Source organism: Flavobacterium lacisediminis (assembly GCF_025909975.1).
Taxonomy (GTDB): Bacteria; Bacteroidota; Bacteroidia; order Flavobacteriales; family Flavobacteriaceae; genus Flavobacterium; species Flavobacterium lacisediminis.
In genome coordinates this window covers 263,474-282,178 of the sequence record NZ_JAPCIO010000001.1, presented here as the reverse complement: position 1 = coordinate 282,178, position 18,705 = coordinate 263,474, and the positions used below count along the sequence as shown (strand labels likewise).

The window sequence follows — 18,705 nt, the reverse complement described above, 5'->3', positions numbered from 1 at the left end:
ACAACTTAACTAAAAATTTAAGCTTAACCAACAAAGCTTAAAAACTAAAACTTACTCCGGTATACAAGCCTATAAAATAAGGCTTGAAGTTACCGGAATTTTCACTAAAAGTATTGATTTGGTATTTAAACATAGGTTGGAAATTAGCATTAAAGCTTTTCCAAAAATTATATTTAAAACCCAAACCGACATTGCTACTAAAATGTATATTGTTTAGATTATTGGCTTCACCAATAGTCATTTCTTGTCCGTTTGAAACAATAGATACCGAATTGTCATTTAAAATCAAAGTACTTAATCCTCCAATGATTTCTATTCCAAATTTTCTATCTAAAATTTTATAACCTAACTCTAAAGGAACTTCTACATAACTAATTTGTTGATTGATTGCTCCATCAAATTTATTTAAAAGATTGCCAGATACAGAAATAAAGGTACCATTGTCTTCGAGTTTGCTTTCGATGTTAATCATTTTACCTCGTGCATTTGTAGCTACATTTTGTATTGGTTTTGTTGTAGTAGCTTGATAAAAACTAATGTCTGAAGTATTATAATCAAGACTTAAATTGTTTACACCTGTTTTTAAAGTTAGTTTGTTATTGATAGCATAATTAACACCAACACCATAACTTACTGTATTGTTGTATTCTTTTTGATTGGCATTAAAACGGCTATCTAATGAGGAACCTTCAGCAATTGAATTAAAATAAACGGGCGATGCGTTTGTACTTACCGCCCATCTACTTCTTTTTTCTTTTTCTTTTTCATCTTCATTTTTCCCAGCCTCTTTTTCTTTTAGCAGTTCTTCTAATGGATTAATTTCTGGAGAAACTTCAGCCACTAGCGTACTATCGTTATTTATGACACTTTCTGATGAAACTACAATGACATTTATGGTGTCGGTGCTTTTTTTCTCAGTATCATTAATTGTATTTACGAAATTTGTATCAGTTTGGTTTTTATCAAAAAACGAATCTATCTTTTCAGCATTAATTTTTTCATTTTGATTTGATTTCTTTTTTGAATTTTTAGTTCCAACCCAATTGTTTGTATTATTATTTTTATCATCAGATAAAAGAAGAATATCTTCATTTGAAATTAAAGTTTCATATTTAGTTTTGTTTCTTTTCGCTTTTGATTTTTTAGAATTAGCTACAATAATTGAATTAGATTCTTTTGTATTATTGTTGTAACGAATTCCGGTTTTATTCTTTTTAGTATCAGATATAATTGAACGATTAGTTTTATTGTTTTTTTCCTTAGAGCGAATGTTTTTATTTTCGTTTGAAACAACTCGATTGTTTGATTTTTTTGAATGTATTAAATCAGAGTCAAATTTTGAACTTTTACTTTCTGTTGTGTTCTTCTTCTCTTCAGTTGAAACATTCTGATTGTTTACATTCGTATTTAAAGCATTGTTGTCTTGAGAATTTAAGTTTGAATTTTGACTATCATTATTTTCATTTTCAACACCAACAACCGTTTGATTAGTGGTATTAAATGGAGATGTGTTTTCCGTTGATTGGAAATTCCAAATTAAAGTACCAATAATGAATAATGAAGCAGCAATACCAGATAGTTGAAACCAAAATGGCACCACTCTTTTTTTCTTTTTCTTTTCATTTAATCGAGAAGCAATTGTATCCCAAGAGCCTTGAGGCGGCGTGGCTTCAAAGTCTTTAAATTTTTCTTGGAATAATCGTTCTATATTTTTCTGATCTTTCATTTTGTCTTTTTAATTGAATAGTTGTTATTCGATTCAATTTTGTCTTTTAATATGGCTTTAGCTCTCGCTAAATTTGATTTTGATGTTCCTATGTTGATACCTAACATCTCAGCAATTTCTTTGTGCGAATAATCATCCATCACATATAAATTAAAAACCAATCTGTATCGGTCTGGCAAAGATTGAATTATTTGAGTAAGAAATTCTATAGATACATTTTCGTCGTCTATTTCCACATCATCTGTATCTGGAATTTTCTCTGAAATAATTTCAAATACTTTTTGATTCCGATATTGTTGTAATGTATAATTTATTACAATTCGTTTTGCCCAACCTTCAAAAGAACCTGAATTTTTATATTGATTTATTTTGTCAAAAATCACTAAAAAACTCTCTTGTAAATTATCTTGTGCTTCCTCATAACTTCTCGAATACTTCAAACACACAGCAAACAACTTCGGCGCTAATAAGTGATAAAGTTGTTCTTGTGCTTTGGTATTGTTTTTAGTACATTCATTTATGAGTTGCTCTAAAATCAAACTGTAATTGTATTAATTAATTACGACATCTTCTGTTATATATTCATCAACACCTTGACCGTTTGTTCCTGTCCAAAACTTAAATGTATAAGTTTCAACTTCAGTTGGTTTAAACGCCAATTCCACTTCATAAGGACCTTCTTCTGTAGCATCTTCACAATTGTTTTCATTTAGTTTAATGGCTCTAATTGCAACAGTTCTTGTGTAGCCATCTTTTTCGATGTAAAAATCGTCATACAAATGGCAAGTTGTAGGTCTTCTGTATCTGACCTTAATATAATTTACTTCATTTATGTTAAAACCAGTAGCTGGCATTTCAACCGATTCTACAGGCAGTAGCACATATTCTGATTTTGGCTCGTCATCTAAACTACATGAGTTAAAAACAAACAAAATACTTAGTATTAAAAAGAACTTTTTCATTTTAATGATTTATTATATTTAATAGATTCAAATTTAATTAAAAGGTTGCGTGTATTTATAAAAAAAATCACGCTCTAGGCGTGATTTAATTTTTAAGCGTTATTTTCTTTGATTAGATCTTTGATTTTTTGTTCTAATTCGTCCATTAATTCTGGGTTGTCTTTAATTAATGCTTTTACAGCATCTCTACCTTGACCCAATTTAGTTTCGCCATAACTGAACCAAGAACCACTTTTTTTGATGATTTCAAATTCTACAGCTAAGTCTAATACTTCACCTACTTTTGAAATTCCTTCACCATACATAATGTCAAATTCTGCTGTTCTGAAAGGCGGTGCTACTTTGTTTTTAACTACTTTTACTTTAGTTCTGTTACCTAAAACATTATCTCCATCTTTGATTTGAGTCGATTTACGAATATCGATACGAACTGAAGCATAGAATTTTAATGCGTTACCTCCAGTTGTAGTTTCTGGACTTCCAAACATAACTCCAATTTTATCACGTAATTGGTTAATGAAGAAAACGGTACAGTTTGTTTTATGAATCGTTCCAGTTAATTTTCTCAATGCTTGTGACATCAAACGCGCGTGTAATCCCATTTTAGAATCACCCATATCACCTTCAATTTCACTTTTTGGAGTTAAAGCTGCAACCGAGTCAATAACAACAATATCAACTGCTCCCGAACGGATTAAACTTTCGGCAATTTCTAATGCTTGTTCTCCATTATCAGGTTGTGAAATAATTAAGTTATCAATATCGATTCCTAATTTTTCTGCATAAAAACGATCAAATGCATGTTCCGCATCAATAAATGCTGCAATTCCTCCTGCCTTTTGAGCTTCTGCAATGGCGTGTAATGTTAACGTAGTTTTACCTGACGATTCTGGTCCGTAGATTTCAATGATTCTTCCTCTTGGGTAACCATTTACTCCAAGTGCCAAATCAATACCTAATGAACCTGAAGGAATAGACTCTACTTCTTCCACTGCGCTATCGCCAAGTTTCATTACTGTTCCCTTTCCGTACGTTTTGTCAAGTTTGTCTAATGTTAGTTGTAAGGCTTTTAATTTTGCTTCTTTGTCTGAACTCATAATATTTGGCTTTAAATTGATTACAATTCTTTTTTTGTAAAAATACAGCTTTTTTCAATTGTGCCAAAAATTGTTAATATGTTTTCCAATTCATTTAAAGATTTGATTTTTAATCAATTTTATTACCTTTGCCCTCGAATTCTTCCATTTAGAATTCACAACATATTTCTCACTTAAACGTTTATAGCATGCAACTGTATAACACCTTAAGCGCAGAAGAAAGAGCTCAATTAATTGATGAAGCCGGAAAACAACGTCTTACATTATCTTTCTATGCGTATGCCAAAATTGAAGATCCAAAAAAATTTCGCGACGATTTATTTATCGAATGGAACAAGCTCGATGCTCTTGGTCGAACGTATGTAGCCAAAGAAGGAATTAATGCTCAAATGAGTGTTCCTGCCGAAAACTTTGAAGCTTTTCGTGAAACTTTAGAAGCCTACGATTTTATGAAAGGCATTCGTTTGAATGTTGCTGTAGAACACGACGATCATTCGTTTTTAAAACTAACCGTAAAAGTTCGTGACAAAATCGTAGCTGATGGTTTGAACGATGAAACGTTTGATGTTACGAATATTGGTGTGCATTTAAAAGCTAAAGAATTCAACCAAATATTAGAAGATCCAAATACGATTGTAGTTGATTTTAGAAATCATTACGAAAGTGAAATTGGTCATTTTAAAGGGGCTATAACTCCAGATGTGGAAACATTTAGAGAAAGTTTACCAATCATCAACGAACAATTAAAAGACTTTAAAGAAGATAAAAACCTAGTGATGTATTGCACCGGAGGAATTCGTTGCGAGAAAGCTTCAGCTTATTTCAAACATCAAGGTTTTAAAAATGTATTCCAATTAGAAGGCGGAATTATCAATTATGCTAAGCAACTTAAAGAGGAAGGTTTAGAAAGTAAATTCATCGGAAAGAACTTTGTTTTCGACCACAGATTAGGTGAAAGAATTACTGACGATATCGTTTCACAATGTCACCAATGTGGAAAACCTTGCGACAATCACACCAATTGTTTAAACGATGGTTGCCACTTATTGTTCATCCAATGTGACGAATGTAAAGCAGCTATGGAAAATTGTTGTTCTACAGAATGTTTAGAAATCACACATTTACCATTAGCCGAACAAGTTAAACTTCGTAGAGGAAAACAAGTAGGTAATAAAGTTTTCCGAAAAGGAAAATCAGAGAATTTAAAATTCAAACATTCTGGAGAATTGTCAGACAAACCTTTGGCTGTTGCCGAAAAAACGAAAGATATTCGCCAGAAGATAAAAGTAAAAAAAGTATTGCTTGGTAAAGCCGAACATTATTATGTGAAAGCACAAGTGGGACTTTTCGTTATAGAAAATCAAGAATTAAATGTTGGCGACAAAATTTTAATTTCAGGACCAACAACTGGAAACCAAGAATTGGTTTTAGAAAAAATGTTCGTAAACGGAACTGAAAATTCAGTAGCTAAAGTTGGCGATAAAATAACTTTTGAAGTACCTTTCCGAGTAAGATTATCTGATAAATTATTTAAAATTATTGGCTAATGACAACTTCGGGAAGAATTGAATTAATGGCGCCTGCAGGAAATTTTGAATCTATGCAAGCAGCTTTAGATAATGGTTGCGATTCCATTTATTTTGGTGTTGAACAACTAAATATGCGTGCTCGAGCAACAGTGAATTTCGTTTTAGACGATTTGCCTGAAATTGCACGTCGTTGCAACGAAAAAAACGTAAGAACTTATCTAACTTTAAATACGATTATCTACGATCACGATTTATCGATTGTAAAAACACTTTTGACTAAAGCTAAAGAAGCAGGAATTACGGCTGTAATTGCATCCGACCAAGCGGTTATTATGACGGCTAGAACCATCGGAATCGAAGTTCATATTTCTACGCAATTGAATGTGACTAATATAGAAACGGTAAAATTCTACGCTATGTTTGCCGATACGATTGTATTGTCTCGCGAGTTGAGTTTGCGTCAAGTAAAAAAAATCACCGAAGACATCGAAAAAGAACAAGTAAAAGGTCCAAGCGGTAATTTAGTTGAAATTGAAATTTTTGGTCACGGCGCTTTGTGTATGGCGGTTTCTGGAAAATGTTATTTGAGTTTACATTCGCATAATTCATCAGCAAATCGGGGTGCTTGCAAGCAAAATTGTCGTAAAAAATATACCGTTATTGACCAAGAATCTGGTTTTGAAATTGAAGTTGATAACGAATATTTAATGTCGCCAAAAGATTTATGTACATTAGATTTTCTAGATCAAGTAATCGATTCAGGAATAAAAGTTTTAAAAATTGAAGGTCGTGGACGTGCAGCTGATTATGTAGCAACGGTTATCAAAACCTATCGCGAAGCTATCGATTCGTATTACGAAGGAACGTTTACCAAAGAAAAAATCAACACTTGGATGGAAGCTTTGGCAACTGTTTACAATCGTGGTTTTTGGAGCGGTTATTATTTGGGACAAAAATTAGGCGAATGGTCGGATAATCCCGGTTCCAATGCAACTCAGAAAAAAGTATACGTTGGAAAAGGAATGCATTATTTCCCAAAATCAAGCATAGCCGAATTCAAAATTGAAGCCTATGATATCAAAAAAGGCGATAAAATTCTAATCACAGGTCCATCAACTGGAGCACAAGAATTAATTTTAGAAGATTTTTTTGTGAATGATGCCACTTCTGAAAAAGCAACTAAAGGAGATAGTTGTACTTTAAAAGTGCCGTTCCGCATTCGTTTATCGGATAAAATGTATAAAATTGTAGAAAACTAATGGTTGTTGTTACCCTTCAAAGAGACAAATGCATTGGTTGCAATTATTGTGTAGAAATGGCACCAGCACAATTTCAAATGTCAAAAAAAGACGGAAAATCGGTGTTAATAAAATCGGTTGATGCCAAAGGTTTTCACACTTTAAAATCTGCAGACCACACCATTGTTGAAAATTGTGAATTAGCAGCAAAGGCTTGTCCCGTTCACATAATTACCGTGAAAGAAACATAATTTTTTGGTTTACAATACTATATAAAGACCTATTTCGTTTTATAATGAGATAGGTTTTTTGTTTTTGTGCAACTTCAAAAGATTGAATTTGAAAGTTTCCATAAAAAATCAATATCTTTACGCTCAAAAACGTTTTGAAACGTAGTCCGCTTAAGGACAATCACTATATATTTAAATTATGGCATGTACAAACTGTTCAACCGCTGATGGTGGTGCACCAAAGGGGTGTAATAATAATGGGACTTGTGGCACCGATAGCTGCAACAAACTTTCGGTTTTTGATTGGTTGTCAAACATGACATTACCAGGAGGTCAGGCGCCTTTTGATGCTGCTGAAATCCGTTTCAAAAACGGAAGAAAAGAATTTTTCAGAAATACAGAAAAGCTAACTTTAGCTATTGGCGATATTGTTGCTACGGAGGCTTCTCCAGGTCACGATATTGGGATTGTAACTTTAACAGGAGAATTGGTTAAAATTCAAATGAAGAAGAAAGGCGATAATCCAGACAAAGAATTAGCTAAAATCTATAGAAAAGCATCACAACGTGATATCGATATTTGGACAGAAGCTCGAAATAAAGAAGAAGCGGTGCGTATGCGTGCTCGCGAAATCGCTATTAATTTGAAGTTAGAAATGAAAATTTCTGATGTAGAATTTCAAGGTGATGGTTCAAAAGCAACGTTTTATTACACGGCAAATGACAGAGTCGATTTTCGTCAGTTAATTAAAGAATTTGCACAAGATTTCAAAATCAGAATCGAAATGAAACAAGTAGGTTTCCGTCAGGAAGCAGCTCGTTTAGGAGGAATTGGTTCTTGCGGAAGAGAATTGTGTTGTTCTACTTGGTTAACCGATTTTAGAAGTGTAAATACTTCGGCAGCACGTTACCAACAGTTGTCTTTAAATCCACAAAAATTAGCAGGACAATGTGGAAAATTAAAGTGTTGTTTGAATTACGAATTGGATACTTATTTGGATGCATTGAAAGATATGCCTGATATGGAAACCAAATTGTATACCGAAAAAGGCGATGCATATTGTCAGAAAATTGATATTTTTAAGGAAATTATGTGGTTCTCTTATGCAAATGCTCCAGCACAATGGATGGTTTTACCAGTAGCAAAAGTGAAAGAAATTTTAGCCATCAATAAGAAAAAAGAACGTGTGGCGGCTTTGGAAGATTATGTGGTAGAAACGGTTCAAGAAGTAGAGAAAAAATTCGAAAATGTAGTAGGTCAAGATAGTTTAACACGTTTTGATCAACCTAAGAAAAAGAATAACAATAAAAACAAAAAACGTAAACCATCAAATTTCAAAAATGCTCCTAAAAAAGACTAAATTTATTGGATTAATACTGTTTGCTTTGCTTTTTTTCTCTTGCGATGAAAAGCAATTTTTTAGCGAATACAAAGAGTTAGACGGTTCTTGGAAAAAATCAGACACGTTGCGTTTTGCATTTGAACAAAAAGACACGGTAAATCCGTATCATTTATTTTTAAATGTGAGAAACAACAACGATTATCCGTTCAACAACATGTATTTGATTGTAACAATGAAAGAACCAGGTAAAAAACCAACTATTGCGGTGGATACTTTGGAATACCTAATGGCAAATCCAGATGGAACGCTATTAGGAGAAGGTTTTTCAGACGTTAAGGAAAGTAAGTTGTGGTATTTAAAGAATTTCAGATTTAAAAGAATAGGAAAATATAATGTTGAGGTAGTTCAGGCAGTGAGAGAAACTGGAAAAGTTGATGGTGTGTCAGAACTAAAAGGAATTACAGAATTAGGTTTAAGAATAGAAAAAATCAAATAACATGGCTACTAAAAAAGCAGTTACTAACGATTATTCCGAATACAAAAGAAAGTTTTGGCAACTTTTTATGTACGGATTTTTGGGAATCATTTTATTATTTTTATTTGCTTCTTGGGGGTTTTTCGGAAAAATGCCTTCGTTTGATGATTTGGAAAATCCAGATTCAAATGTTGCAACAGAAATTATTTCTTCAGATGGAGTAGTAATTGGTAAATTTTATAAAGAAAATAGAACTCCAGTTAAATATCACGAACTTCCACAACATTTAGTAAAAGGACTTGTAGCAACAGAAGACGAACGTTTTTACGAACACTCAGGAATTGATGCCAAAGGAACTTTACGTGCAGTTGTTAGATTAGGTCGAGATGGAGGAGCAAGTACACTAACCCAGCAGTTAGCTAAAAATTTATTCCACGGAGAAGGTTCAAAATTCATTTTATTCAGAGTAATTCAAAAAGTAAAAGAATGGATTATTGCTATCCGTTTGGAACGTCAATATACCAAACAAGAAATCATTGCGCTTTACTTAAATCAAGTAGATTTTGTAAATGGTGCGGTTGGAATTCGTTCAGCGGCTAAAATTTATATGAATAAAGAACCAAAAGATTTAACTATTGAGGAGTCAGCTTTATTCATCGGAATGTTAAAAAACCCATCTTTATATAATCCAAACCGAAAAAAAAGAGCAAAATTGGTTCTAGACCGAAGAAATACGGTTTTAGGTCAAATGGTTAAAAATGGTGTAATTACCGAATCAAAAAAAGAAGAACTAAAAAAACTTCCTATCAAGTTAGATTTTAAACCTGAAAGTCATTCCGAAGGAAGCGCTACTTATTTCAGAGAATATCTAAGAGATTACATGAAGAAATGGGTGAAAGATCATTTAAAACCAGATGGAACAGAATATGATTTGTATCGAGATGGTTTAAAAATCTACACGACCATCGATTCAAAAATGCAACAATATGCAGAGGAAGCGGTAACCGAGCACTTGAAAAATTTACAGAAAGAATTCTTCATTAATGCCAAAGACAAAGAAAATGCCCCATTTGTAGATATTACTCCAGAGCAAACGCAGCAAATCATGATGCAAGCCATGAAAAATTCAGAGCGTTGGAGAAAAATGGACTTGAATGGAAAAACTGAGGAAGAAATTATTAAGTCTTTTGATGTAGCAGCTAAAATGAAAATCTTTACATATGAAGGTGAAAAAGACACCATCATGAAACCAAAAGATTCCATCATTTACTACAAACACATGTTGCAAACAGGGATGATGGCTATGGAACCAAGAAATGGTCACATTAAAGCCTGGGTTGGAGGAGTTAATTACAAATATTTCCAATACGATCACGTTGGGCAAGGAGCAAGACAAGTAGGTTCTACTTTTAAACCATTTTTGTATGCAACTGCTATCGAACAATTAGGAATGTCGCCTTGTGATTCTATTATTGATAGTTATTTCACCATGCCAAAAGGCAAATGGGGAATCGATGCTGATTGGTCGCCAAAAAATTCCGATGGCAATTATAGAGGAACCATTACATTACAAAAAGCATTAGCAAATTCGGTGAATACGGTTTCAGCTAAATTAATTGACAGAGTGGGACCAAAAGCAGTTGTTGACATGGCGAAAGAATTGGGAGTTACATCTGATATTCCGGAACAACCGTCTATTGCCCTGGGTGCTGTAGATATTACTGTGGAACAAATGGTTGGTGCAATGAGTACGTTTGCTAATCAAGGAGTATATGTAAAGCCAACGTTTATTATTAAAATTGAAGATAAAAACGGAGTGATAATCGATCAACCTGTACCATTTACTAAAGATGTTGTGAACAAAGATGTTGCCTATGCTGTTGTGAAATTAATGGAAGGGGTTACTAGTTCAGGAACAGGAGCTCGTTTAAAATATGGTGGTGGCGGATTCATCCAATACGATTATAGTTTTGGAAATCCAATTGCAGGAAAAACAGGAACTTCACAAAACAACTCAGATGGGTGGTTTATTGGAATGGTACCTAATTTAGCCACAGGAGTTTGGGTAGGAAACGAAGATAGAGCAGCTCACTTTAGAGCCACAAGATTAGGTCAAGGAGCTACTATGGCATTACCTATTTGGGGAATCTTCATGAAAAAATGTTATGCCGATAGTGATTTAGATGTATCGAAAGAACCATTTGAAAAACCAGAAGATTTGCAAATAAAAGTAGATTGTTGGACACCTAAAAAAGTAGTTGATACCACAGCTGTTCCAACAGACGAGCCAGACATGGACGAATTCGGATTATAAACAACAACAAACCAAAATATGATTTCTAGAAAAGTTAATAACGTTAAAGAAGCGTTGGAAGGAATTCAAGACGGACAAACTATCATGTTAGGTGGTTTTGGTCTTTGTGGTATTCCCGAAAACAGTATTGCTGAATTAGTAAATAAAAATGTAGCCAATCTAACTTGTATTTCAAACAACGCAGGTGTGGATGATTTCGGATTGGGATTACTATTACAAAAACGTCAAATCAAAAAAATGATTTCTTCTTATGTGGGAGAAAACGCTGAATTTGAACGTCAAATGCTTTCAGGAGAATTAGATGTAGAATTAACTCCACAAGGAACTTTAGCTGAAAAATGTCGTGCTGCTCAAGCCGGAATTCCAGCATTCTTTACTCCAGCAGGTTTCGGAACGGAAGTTGCCGAAGGAAAAGAAACACGCGAATTCAACGGAAAAATGCACGTGATGGAATTGGCTTACAAAGCTGATTTTTCTATCGTAAAAGCATGGAAAGGTGACGAAGCAGGAAACCTTATTTTCAAAGGAACGGCTCGTAATTTCAACGCTTGTATGGCAGGTGCTGCAAAAATCACTATTGCTGAGGTTGAAGAATTAGTACCAGCAGGAACTTTAAATCCAAACGAAATTCACATTCCTGGAATTATGGTAAACCGTATTTTCCAAGGTGAGAAATTTGAGAAAAGAATTGAACAAAGAACTGTTAGACAAAGAAGTTAATCATGGCATTAGATAAAAATCAAATCGCAAAAAGAATAGCACAAGAAGTTAAAGACGGTTACTATGTAAACTTAGGAATCGGAATCCCAACTTTAGTTGCCAATTACGTTCGTACCGATATTTCAGTAGAATTTCAGTCGGAAAATGGAGTTTTAGGTATGGGGCCATTTCCTTTTGAAGGAGAAGAAGATGCTGACATCATCAACGCAGGAAAACAAACGATTACCACTTTGCCAGGAGCAAGTTTCTTTGATTCTGCTTTTAGTTTTGGAATGATTCGTGCGCAAAAAGTAGATTTAACTATTTTAGGTGCGATGGAAGTTTCTGAAAATGGAGATATTGCCAACTGGAAAATTCCAGGAAAAATGGTAAAAGGAATGGGTGGCGCTATGGATTTAGTAGCTTCAGCAGAAAATATTATCGTAGCTATGATGCACGTAAACAAAGCTGGAGAATCAAAAATTCTTAAAAAATGTACGCTTCCATTAACCGGTGTTGGTTGTGTGAAAAAAGTTGTTACGGAATTAGCCGTTTTAGAAATCACTCCAAATGGTTTCAAATTGTTAGAAAGAGCGCCAGGTGTTTCAGTAGAAGATATTATCAAAGCAACTGAAGCCGATTTAATCATTGAAGGAGAAATTCCGGAAATGAAAATCGATTAATAAAAGAGTTTATAATTTTAAACCTGATAGGTTACTCTAACCTGTCAGGTTTTTATATATTTTAAAGAAAATGAGCTTACCAAAAGTAATTCTAAAATCAGGTAAAGAAAAATCTATTCAACGTCGTCACCCTTGGATTTTCAGTGGTGCGGTTTATGGCGTAAGTCGTGAAATAAACGATGGCGAAATGGTAGATGTAGTCGATTCGAAAAACAATCATTTAGGAACCGGATATTTCAGTGATAAAGGAAGTATTGTAGTTCGTATTTTGACTTTCGGCGAAGAGACTTTTTCTGAAAACTTTTGGGCAGCCAAACTACAATCGGCTTGGTATTTGCGCACTCAGTTATTAGATTTTGAAGTTACCAATGCGTTCCGAGTGATTCACGGAGAAGGCGATGGCATTTCGGGATTAATTATTGATTATTACGATAAAAATTGGGTGATTCAAGCGCATTCGACAGGTGTTTTTCTTCAAATGGAGCAAATTTCTGAAGCCATAAAATCTAATTTTCCAGACTATTGCGAAACCATTTATTGCAAAAGCTCAGGAACTTTACCGAATACTGGAACTGATTATTTCTTATTCGGAAATAAAGCAGAAGCGGTTGCCAAAGAGAACAACATTTTGTTTTCAGTAAATTGGGTTGAAGGACAAAAAACTGGTTTCTTCTTAGACCAACGCGAAAACCGTAAATTATTAGGTGAATTCTCAAAAGGCAAAAAAGTGCTAAACACCTTTTGCTACACTGGAGGATTTTCAATTTACGCGATGAGCGCAGGAGCAGAATTAGTTACCTCGGTAGATATTTCTCAAAAAGCGGTAGATTTAGCAGCCAGTAATATGGAATTGAATTTTCCAAATGCTAATCATAAAGCAGTTGCTGACGATGTGTTCAACTTCATGAAAGAGCACACACAACAATATGATGTCATCGTATTAGATCCACCCGCTTTCGCGAAAAGCATCAAAAGTAAACACACCGCAACGCAAGCCTACAAACGTTTAAACATTGCAGGATTTAAAGCCTTAGCACCCAACGGAATTCTATTCACGTTCTCTTGCTCACAAGTCATAGACGATGTTTTATTTTACAACACAGTTGCAGCAGCAGCCATAGAAACCGGAAGAAACATCAGGGTTTTACACAAATTAGAGCAAGGACCCGATCACCCAACGAATATTTACCATCCAGAAGGTCATTATTTGAAAGGATTGGTGTTGTTTGTCGAATAAAGTATTGTAAAATGATTTTTCAACATAAATTTTCAGAATATAATGTTTTATCTAATGGAGCTTATGGTGGACATTATTATTTATCAGCAGAAATAGAATATACAGGAATAAAAAGGAAAATTATTGTGCTTTTTGATAACAAATCAGATGAAGTACAATTATTAGAAAAGGAAGAAATTTTGGTGACTGGTAATTTAACTGATGAGGGTTTAAATCAGACCTTAATTATGACTAATTCTTTAATTATCAAATAAAAAACCTGCAAGTCTTTCTACTCACAGGTTTCCTATTTTGCGTGCTTTGCGAAAAACTTTGCGCCTTTGCGTTTAAATTTTAAAATCATGTTCAAAAAATTACACACCATAAAATCAAAACTTTCAAATGAAGAAATCATTGCAATTCTTCAAGCTAAGGTTGAAAATTTTCATCGTGACAATTCTAAATTCGATTTTGAAGGAAATGTAAATTTAAGCGGAGAAATTAATATTAAGCCCACATTTGATTACGGACCAAGAAATCAATTTCGCCCAGAAATCTCAGGAAAAATTCATAGTAATCAAGTCGACTTAGTGTTTGATTTAAGTTCGATAATGAAAAAAGTATTGTGGTTTATAATATTAGTCGAACCTCTTTTTATTTTGTTTATTTATACTAAAATTCAAGAGAAACAAGTGTTGTTGTTTTTTCCATTTTTGATTGTTTTTATCTTAATTCTAAAATTCACATTTGATAGTAAAGTCAAAAAATCAATAACGTTATTAGAATCTTATTTTAAATAAAAAACCCGCAAGTCTTTCAACTCACAGGTTTGTCTATTTTCTATATTCTATTCTCTTTGTTCTAAGACTAAAGATTCATAAAAAAATCATTCCCTTTATCATCCGTAATAATAAATGCCGGGAAATCTTTTACGGTAATTTTACGAACGGCTTCCATGCCTAATTCTTCAAAATCCACTACTTCAACAGCTAAGATATTTTCTTTCGCTAAAATAGCAGCAGGACCACCAATCGAACCTAAATAGAATCCACCATATTTTTTACACGCATCCATTACTTGTTTCGAACGATTTCCTTTCGCTAACATAATCATGCTTCCACCAGCAGCTTGGAATTCGTCTACATAAACATCCATTCTTCCTGCAGTGGTTGGTCCAAAACTTCCTGATGGCATTCCGTCTGGAGTTTTTGCTGGACCCGCGTAATACACTGGGTGGTTTTTGAAATATTCTGGCATTGGTTTTCCAGCGTCTAATAATTCTTTGATTTTTGCATGCGCAATATCACGAGCTACAATTAAAGTTCCGTTTAATTTCAAACGCGTTTTAATTGGGTATTTCGATAATTCTGCTAAAATTTCAGACATTGGTTTATTCAAATCAACTTCTACTGCTGGTTCTAAATGAGGCGCTGATGTTGGTAAAAACTGACCTGGATTGGTTTCTAATTGTTCTAAGAAAATTCCGTCTTTCGTGATTTTTCCTTTGATATTTCTATCTGCTGAACAAGAAACTCCCATTCCAACAGGGCAAGATGCGGCATGACGTGGTAAACGAATCACACGCACATCATGTGTTAAATATTTTCCACCAAATTGTGCTCCAATTTGACTTTCTTGACAAATAATTTGTACTCTTTTTTCCCACTCTAAATCGCGAAATGCTTGACCCGACATATTTCCAGAAGTTGGTAAATTGTCATAATAGCCTGCTGATGCTTTTTTCACGGCTGCTAAATTCGCTTCTGCAGAAGTGCCACCGATAACGATAGCCAAGTGATACGGAGGACAAGCCGCTGTTCCTAAATCCATAATACGCTCGCGAACAAATTCGTCTAACGATTTTTCATTCAACAACGATTTGGTTTTTTGATATAAAAACGTTTTGTTCGCCGAACCACCACCTTTTGTTAAAAATAAGAATTCATATGAATTTCCTTTTTTAGCATAAATATCAATTTGAGCAGGAAGATTCGAACCTGAGTTTTTTTCTTCAAACATTGAAATCGGAACAATTTGTGAGTAACGAAGATTTTTATTTTGGTATGTATTGTAAATTCCTTTTGACAACCATTCGCCATCTTCTACACCAGTGTAGACGTTTTCACCTTTTTTAGCAACTACAATTGCAGTTCCAGTATCTTGGCAAGAAGGCAATTGACCTTCTACAGCTACAGCAGCATTTTGCAATAAGTTATAAGCCACAAAACGATCGTTGTCTGTTGCTTCTGGGTCTTCGATAATGTTTCTTAGTTTTTGTAAATGTGCCGAACGCAACATAAATGAAACGTCGTCCATTGCTTCTTGTGCTAATAATTCTAATCCTTTTGGATCCACCACTAAGATTTCTCTATCGCCAAGTTGTTCAACTTTTACGTAATCAGAAGTTAATTTTTTGTATTGTGTATCGTCTTTTAAAATTGGATACGGGTCTTGATATAAAAAGTCCATTTGTGTATGTTTTGAAAGGTAAAGTTACGGATTTTTGATGGGAATGGAAAAATGAATTAATTTAATGTTTTAGAAATTCTACATAATGTTTAGCAATTTTTTCTAAAAAGTCATCTTCATCAACTTTTGATTTATTTGCTAGCATTACAATTACTAATTTAGAACTTGGATAAATTTTTACTTCGCTTCTTGCTGAAATTGCATTTCCTCCATGTCCAAAATAAAAGTTTCCAAATTGATCTTTACCTGAGATTATACCAATTCCGTAATTAGTCTTGGTTCCATCAATTAATTTTTGGGATTTTATCAATTCAATAAGTGTTTCTTGTTTTAGAAGCCGATTTGCAAATAGAAAAGCATTTCCGAGTTTTATAATGTCCTCTGAAGTTGAAAGATGACAACCTGAGGAATAACTAGTATCATTGTAAACATAATCTGTGAACTTAACTTTTATATTATTTATATCTTTGTAAAAAGAAACTGTGTTTTCATCATAATTTCCATCATTAATAAATGTATTTTTCATTTGTAACGGATCAAAAACCAGTTCTTTTTGAACTTCATAAATATTCTTATTCTTAATTTTTTCAATTACAAAACTTAAAATTACATAACCATAGTTACTGTAAGAAAACTTGGTTAATGGTTTAAATAACAAATCATCTTTTTGAAAAACTCGGTAAAATTCTTTTTTTGAATAGTTGTTTTTTTTTGTCCAGTCTTCTTCACTTGGATTTCTAATTAATCCAGCAATATGACCCGCAACTTGTTTGATAGTAAAATCATATGGTTTTTTAGACAAACTATCTAAGTAAAAATATGGACTATGGTTCCAATTTATTGTCCCTTCTTCATGCATTTTTCCTAAAACAACAGCTGTAATCATTTTAGTTATGCTTGCTATTTCGAATTTTGTTTTTGAAGGAATAACTTCGGTTCTTTTTTCTAAGTCCGCAAAACCAAAACCTTCAGAAAAAACAATAGAATCATTGTAAGACACACAAATTGACATTGCGGGGATATCCTCTTTTTTTAAATATTTAATTGCAAGCTCTCGTGTCTTTTCATTTATTTTTTGAAAATTAGTTTGAGAAAAAACAGCAAAAGGAAACAACAAAAGGATAAATAATTTCATGTGATAAATTTATGTGCTTTAAGGTTTGTAAACTCTTTTAAAATTCGTTAAAAAAACCAACTCGCTACAAAAATCGCTGTAATTACACAAATCAAATCAACTAAAAGCATCATGCCTAATGTATAACGCGTGTTTTTTACGTTGATACTTCCAAAATAAACCGCAATTACATAGAACGTAGTTTCTGCACTGCATTGGAAAATACAACTTAATCTTCCCGTTAAGGAATCAGGGCCAAATTGCTTCATCGCATCAATCATAAACCCACGAGAACCACCTGAACTAAAAGGACGTAACATTGCAACAGGAAGCGAATCGGTGATTTCTTTAGCTACTCCAAGATGTGCAAATAAGAAGGAAATTCCGTTGGCTATATTTTCAAACAAACCACTGTTTCTGAATAGGGAAATCGCAACTAGCATTCCCATTACATAAGGGAAAATAGTAACTCCGGTTTTTAATCCGTTATTGGCTCCAGCAACAAAAGTGTCGAAAATAGTCGTTTTTTGTTCCACAAATTTCTTCTCTTGAATGAAGGAAAATATCAAAGTTCCACCGATGATTAATATCAATAATAATCCCGAAAGGTTTGAAGTAAAGTAATTTTTTCCGATTAAATCCAAGCTGTTTACGTAGAATAATAATCCAACGATGGCACCAATAACTCCCATTATAGCCGCTAATAACGAAGCGCTTTTGAAGTTGATTTTTTGTTTGATTCCGACTAAAAGAAAAGCAGCAATAGTTCCGATGAACGATGTAATAATACAAGGCAACATTACATCAGCAGGGTTGGCAGCATGTTCAGCAGCACGATAACCAATAATTGAGGTTGGAATTAATGTTAAACCCGCAGCATGTAAACACATGAACATGATTTGGGCATCACTTGCTCTGTCTTTATCAGGATTTAATTCTTGTAAACTTTGCATAGCTTTCAAACCAAAAGGAGTTGCCGCTGAATCTAATCCTAAAAAGTTGGCAGAAAAATTCAAGGTCATGTAAGAAATCGATTCGTGATTTTTTGGGATAGAAGGAAATACTTTCGCAAACAAAGGACTTAGTCTCTTAGCCAATCTTTCCGAAGCGCCTGAAATTATAAGCAATTCCATGATACCACAGAAAAAAGATAAATAGGCAATTAATGGTAGAATTAAATCAAACAAACTGCTTTTGGTCATAGGAAGTAAACCATCGGCTTTTTGTTTTCCGCTGTAGATTTTTACGGTTTGATTATTATAGATGTAGGTAGTGTCGGCATCCTTTTCGTTTTTATTAATAACGAATGTTTTGTCTTCCGCTTTTTGCACACTATCTTGTACAAATTTAGGCACTTCTTTTAAATACTTTTCACCTATTAAAAGAGGTTCGCCTTGTTTACCATTCAACACATAATCAATAGAATAGTATTGCGAAGAAAACAATCCGAAAACAATAAAAAAGATAGACGATATAAATATCACTAACCAGAATCTGCTTAAAACCATAAATTAATATTTTTTCGTAAATGTAGTGTATCTTAACTTTTAAAGAAAATTTTATTTAAATATGAATATTAAACTGTAAAATATTGATATTTATAAAATTAAG

The 18,705-nt window shown here is 33.5% G+C and carries 18 protein-coding genes; 11 read left to right on the top strand and 7 right to left on the bottom strand.

The features are described 5' to 3' along the window. Positions 1 to 37: 37 nt before the first annotated feature. From OJ995_RS01400 to recA, 4 genes are all read right to left on the bottom strand, one after another. A complete protein-coding gene (locus OJ995_RS01400; protein WP_264367802.1) occupies positions 38 to 1,726 on the bottom strand; it encodes a hypothetical protein in 1,689 nt (562 codons plus the stop codon). Continuing rightward, entirely contained in the window at positions 1,723 to 2,265 is a 543-nt protein-coding gene (locus tag OJ995_RS01395; protein WP_264367801.1) for an RNA polymerase sigma factor, read from the bottom strand. The genes OJ995_RS01400 and OJ995_RS01395 overlap by 4 nt, the downstream gene beginning before the upstream one ends. Positions 2,266 to 2,277: 12 nt before the next feature. Then, entirely contained in the window at positions 2,278 to 2,688 is a 411-nt protein-coding gene (locus OJ995_RS01390) for a hypothetical protein (RefSeq protein ID WP_264367800.1), read from the bottom strand. 92 nt (positions 2,689 to 2,780) lie between these two features. Further along, on the bottom strand, positions 2,781 to 3,785 hold the full coding sequence (gene recA / locus OJ995_RS01385; RefSeq protein WP_133608986.1) for a recombinase RecA: 1,005 nt from the start codon (positions 3,783 to 3,785) through the stop codon (positions 2,781 to 2,783). A gap of 188 nt (positions 3,786 to 3,973) precedes the next feature. Here recA and trhO point away from each other — a divergent pair, with 188 nt between their 5' ends. The 11 genes from trhO to OJ995_RS01330 all read left to right on the top strand — a co-directional run bounded on the left by trhO (position 3,974) and on the right by OJ995_RS01330 (position 14,311). Further along, positions 3,974 to 5,332 carry an oxygen-dependent tRNA uridine(34) hydroxylase TrhO gene (gene trhO, locus OJ995_RS01380; protein WP_264367799.1) on the top strand — a complete coding sequence of 453 codons (1,359 nt, stop codon included), beginning with the start codon at positions 3,974 to 3,976 and terminating at the stop codon, positions 5,330 to 5,332. Beyond that, positions 5,332 to 6,573 carry a peptidase U32 family protein gene (locus OJ995_RS01375; RefSeq protein ID WP_133608982.1) on the top strand — a complete coding sequence of 414 codons (1,242 nt, stop codon included), beginning with the start codon at positions 5,332 to 5,334 and terminating at the stop codon, positions 6,571 to 6,573. The genes trhO and OJ995_RS01375 overlap by 1 nt, the downstream gene beginning before the upstream one ends. Then, a complete protein-coding gene (locus tag OJ995_RS01370) occupies positions 6,573 to 6,803 on the top strand; it encodes a ferredoxin (protein ID WP_026725596.1) in 231 nt (76 codons plus the stop codon). The genes OJ995_RS01375 and OJ995_RS01370 overlap by 1 nt, the downstream gene beginning before the upstream one ends. Positions 6,804 to 6,981: 178 nt before the next feature. Then, positions 6,982 to 8,142: a PSP1 domain-containing protein gene (locus tag OJ995_RS01365; RefSeq protein ID WP_264367798.1), complete on the top strand. Its 1,161-nt coding sequence runs from the start codon at positions 6,982 to 6,984 to the stop codon at positions 8,140 to 8,142. After that, positions 8,123 to 8,620 (top strand): gliding motility lipoprotein GldH, encoded by a 498-nt coding sequence (locus tag OJ995_RS01360; RefSeq protein ID WP_264367797.1) that lies wholly within the window; start codon positions 8,123 to 8,125, stop codon positions 8,618 to 8,620. The genes OJ995_RS01365 and OJ995_RS01360 overlap by 20 nt, the downstream gene beginning before the upstream one ends. 1 nt (position 8,621) lies before the next feature. After that, positions 8,622 to 10,913, top strand: coding sequence for a penicillin-binding protein 1A (locus OJ995_RS01355; protein ID WP_264367796.1), 2,292 nt, complete (start codon positions 8,622 to 8,624; stop codon positions 10,911 to 10,913). Between the two features lie 18 nt (positions 10,914 to 10,931). Next, positions 10,932 to 11,633, top strand: a complete 702-nt coding sequence (locus OJ995_RS01350; RefSeq protein WP_264367795.1) for a CoA transferase subunit A — start codon at positions 10,932 to 10,934, stop codon at positions 11,631 to 11,633. A 2-nt stretch (positions 11,634 to 11,635) separates the two neighbouring features. Beyond that, positions 11,636 to 12,295 (top strand): CoA transferase subunit B, encoded by a 660-nt coding sequence (locus OJ995_RS01345; RefSeq protein WP_264367793.1) that lies wholly within the window; start codon positions 11,636 to 11,638, stop codon positions 12,293 to 12,295. 70 nt (positions 12,296 to 12,365) lie between these two features. Then, on the top strand, positions 12,366 to 13,532 hold the full coding sequence (locus OJ995_RS01340; RefSeq protein ID WP_264367792.1) for a class I SAM-dependent rRNA methyltransferase: 1,167 nt from the start codon (positions 12,366 to 12,368) through the stop codon (positions 13,530 to 13,532). A gap of 11 nt (positions 13,533 to 13,543) precedes the next feature. Then, positions 13,544 to 13,786 (top strand): hypothetical protein, encoded by a 243-nt coding sequence (locus tag OJ995_RS01335; protein WP_264367791.1) that lies wholly within the window; start codon positions 13,544 to 13,546, stop codon positions 13,784 to 13,786. An 87-nt stretch (positions 13,787 to 13,873) separates the two neighbouring features. Next, positions 13,874 to 14,311 (top strand): hypothetical protein, encoded by a 438-nt coding sequence (locus OJ995_RS01330; RefSeq protein WP_264367790.1) that lies wholly within the window; start codon positions 13,874 to 13,876, stop codon positions 14,309 to 14,311. A 67-nt stretch (positions 14,312 to 14,378) separates the two neighbouring features. Here OJ995_RS01330 and OJ995_RS01325 read toward each other — a convergent pair whose 3' ends face one another. The 3 genes from OJ995_RS01325 to OJ995_RS01315 form a co-directional block, all read right to left on the bottom strand. Further along, the gene (locus tag OJ995_RS01325) at positions 14,379 to 15,980 is read right to left on the bottom strand and encodes a fumarate hydratase (RefSeq protein WP_264367789.1); all 1,602 of its coding nucleotides are present in this window, start codon (positions 15,978 to 15,980) and stop codon (positions 14,379 to 14,381) included. A gap of 61 nt (positions 15,981 to 16,041) precedes the next feature. Continuing rightward, positions 16,042 to 17,115: a serine hydrolase domain-containing protein gene (locus OJ995_RS01320; protein ID WP_264367788.1), complete on the bottom strand. Its 1,074-nt coding sequence runs from the start codon at positions 17,113 to 17,115 to the stop codon at positions 16,042 to 16,044. 47 nt (positions 17,116 to 17,162) lie between these two features. Then, positions 17,163 to 18,602: a nucleoside recognition domain-containing protein gene (locus OJ995_RS01315; RefSeq protein ID WP_264367787.1), complete on the bottom strand. Its 1,440-nt coding sequence runs from the start codon at positions 18,600 to 18,602 to the stop codon at positions 17,163 to 17,165. Between the last annotated feature and the right edge of the window lie 103 nt (positions 18,603 to 18,705).

Coding starts and splice junctions, on each gene's coding strand:
- OJ995_RS01330 (WP_264367790.1), top strand. CDS start 13,874: ATGTTCAAAAAATTACACACCATAAAATCAAAACTTTCAAATGAAGAA.
- OJ995_RS01400 (WP_264367802.1), bottom strand. CDS start 1,726: ATGAAAGATCAGAAAAATATAGAACGATTATTCCAAGAAAAATTTAAA.
- OJ995_RS01360 (WP_264367797.1), top strand. CDS start 8,123: ATGCTCCTAAAAAAGACTAAATTTATTGGATTAATACTGTTTGCTTTG.
- trhO (WP_264367799.1), top strand. CDS start 3,974: ATGCAACTGTATAACACCTTAAGCGCAGAAGAAAGAGCTCAATTAATT.
- OJ995_RS01340 (WP_264367792.1), top strand. CDS start 12,366: ATGAGCTTACCAAAAGTAATTCTAAAATCAGGTAAAGAAAAATCTATT.
- OJ995_RS01355 (WP_264367796.1), top strand. CDS start 8,622: ATGGCTACTAAAAAAGCAGTTACTAACGATTATTCCGAATACAAAAGA.
- OJ995_RS01335 (WP_264367791.1), top strand. CDS start 13,544: ATGATTTTTCAACATAAATTTTCAGAATATAATGTTTTATCTAATGGA.
- OJ995_RS01370 (WP_026725596.1), top strand. CDS start 6,573: ATGGTTGTTGTTACCCTTCAAAGAGACAAATGCATTGGTTGCAATTAT.
- OJ995_RS01390 (WP_264367800.1), bottom strand. CDS start 2,688: ATGAAAAAGTTCTTTTTAATACTAAGTATTTTGTTTGTTTTTAACTCA.
- OJ995_RS01315 (WP_264367787.1), bottom strand. CDS start 18,602: ATGGTTTTAAGCAGATTCTGGTTAGTGATATTTATATCGTCTATCTTT.
- OJ995_RS01375 (WP_133608982.1), top strand. CDS start 5,332: ATGACAACTTCGGGAAGAATTGAATTAATGGCGCCTGCAGGAAATTTT.
- OJ995_RS01350 (WP_264367795.1), top strand. CDS start 10,932: ATGATTTCTAGAAAAGTTAATAACGTTAAAGAAGCGTTGGAAGGAATT.
- OJ995_RS01325 (WP_264367789.1), bottom strand. CDS start 15,980: ATGGACTTTTTATATCAAGACCCGTATCCAATTTTAAAAGACGATACA.
- recA (WP_133608986.1), bottom strand. CDS start 3,785: ATGAGTTCAGACAAAGAAGCAAAATTAAAAGCCTTACAACTAACATTA.
- OJ995_RS01365 (WP_264367798.1), top strand. CDS start 6,982: ATGGCATGTACAAACTGTTCAACCGCTGATGGTGGTGCACCAAAGGGG.
- OJ995_RS01345 (WP_264367793.1), top strand. CDS start 11,636: ATGGCATTAGATAAAAATCAAATCGCAAAAAGAATAGCACAAGAAGTT.
- OJ995_RS01320 (WP_264367788.1), bottom strand. CDS start 17,115: ATGAAATTATTTATCCTTTTGTTGTTTCCTTTTGCTGTTTTTTCTCAA.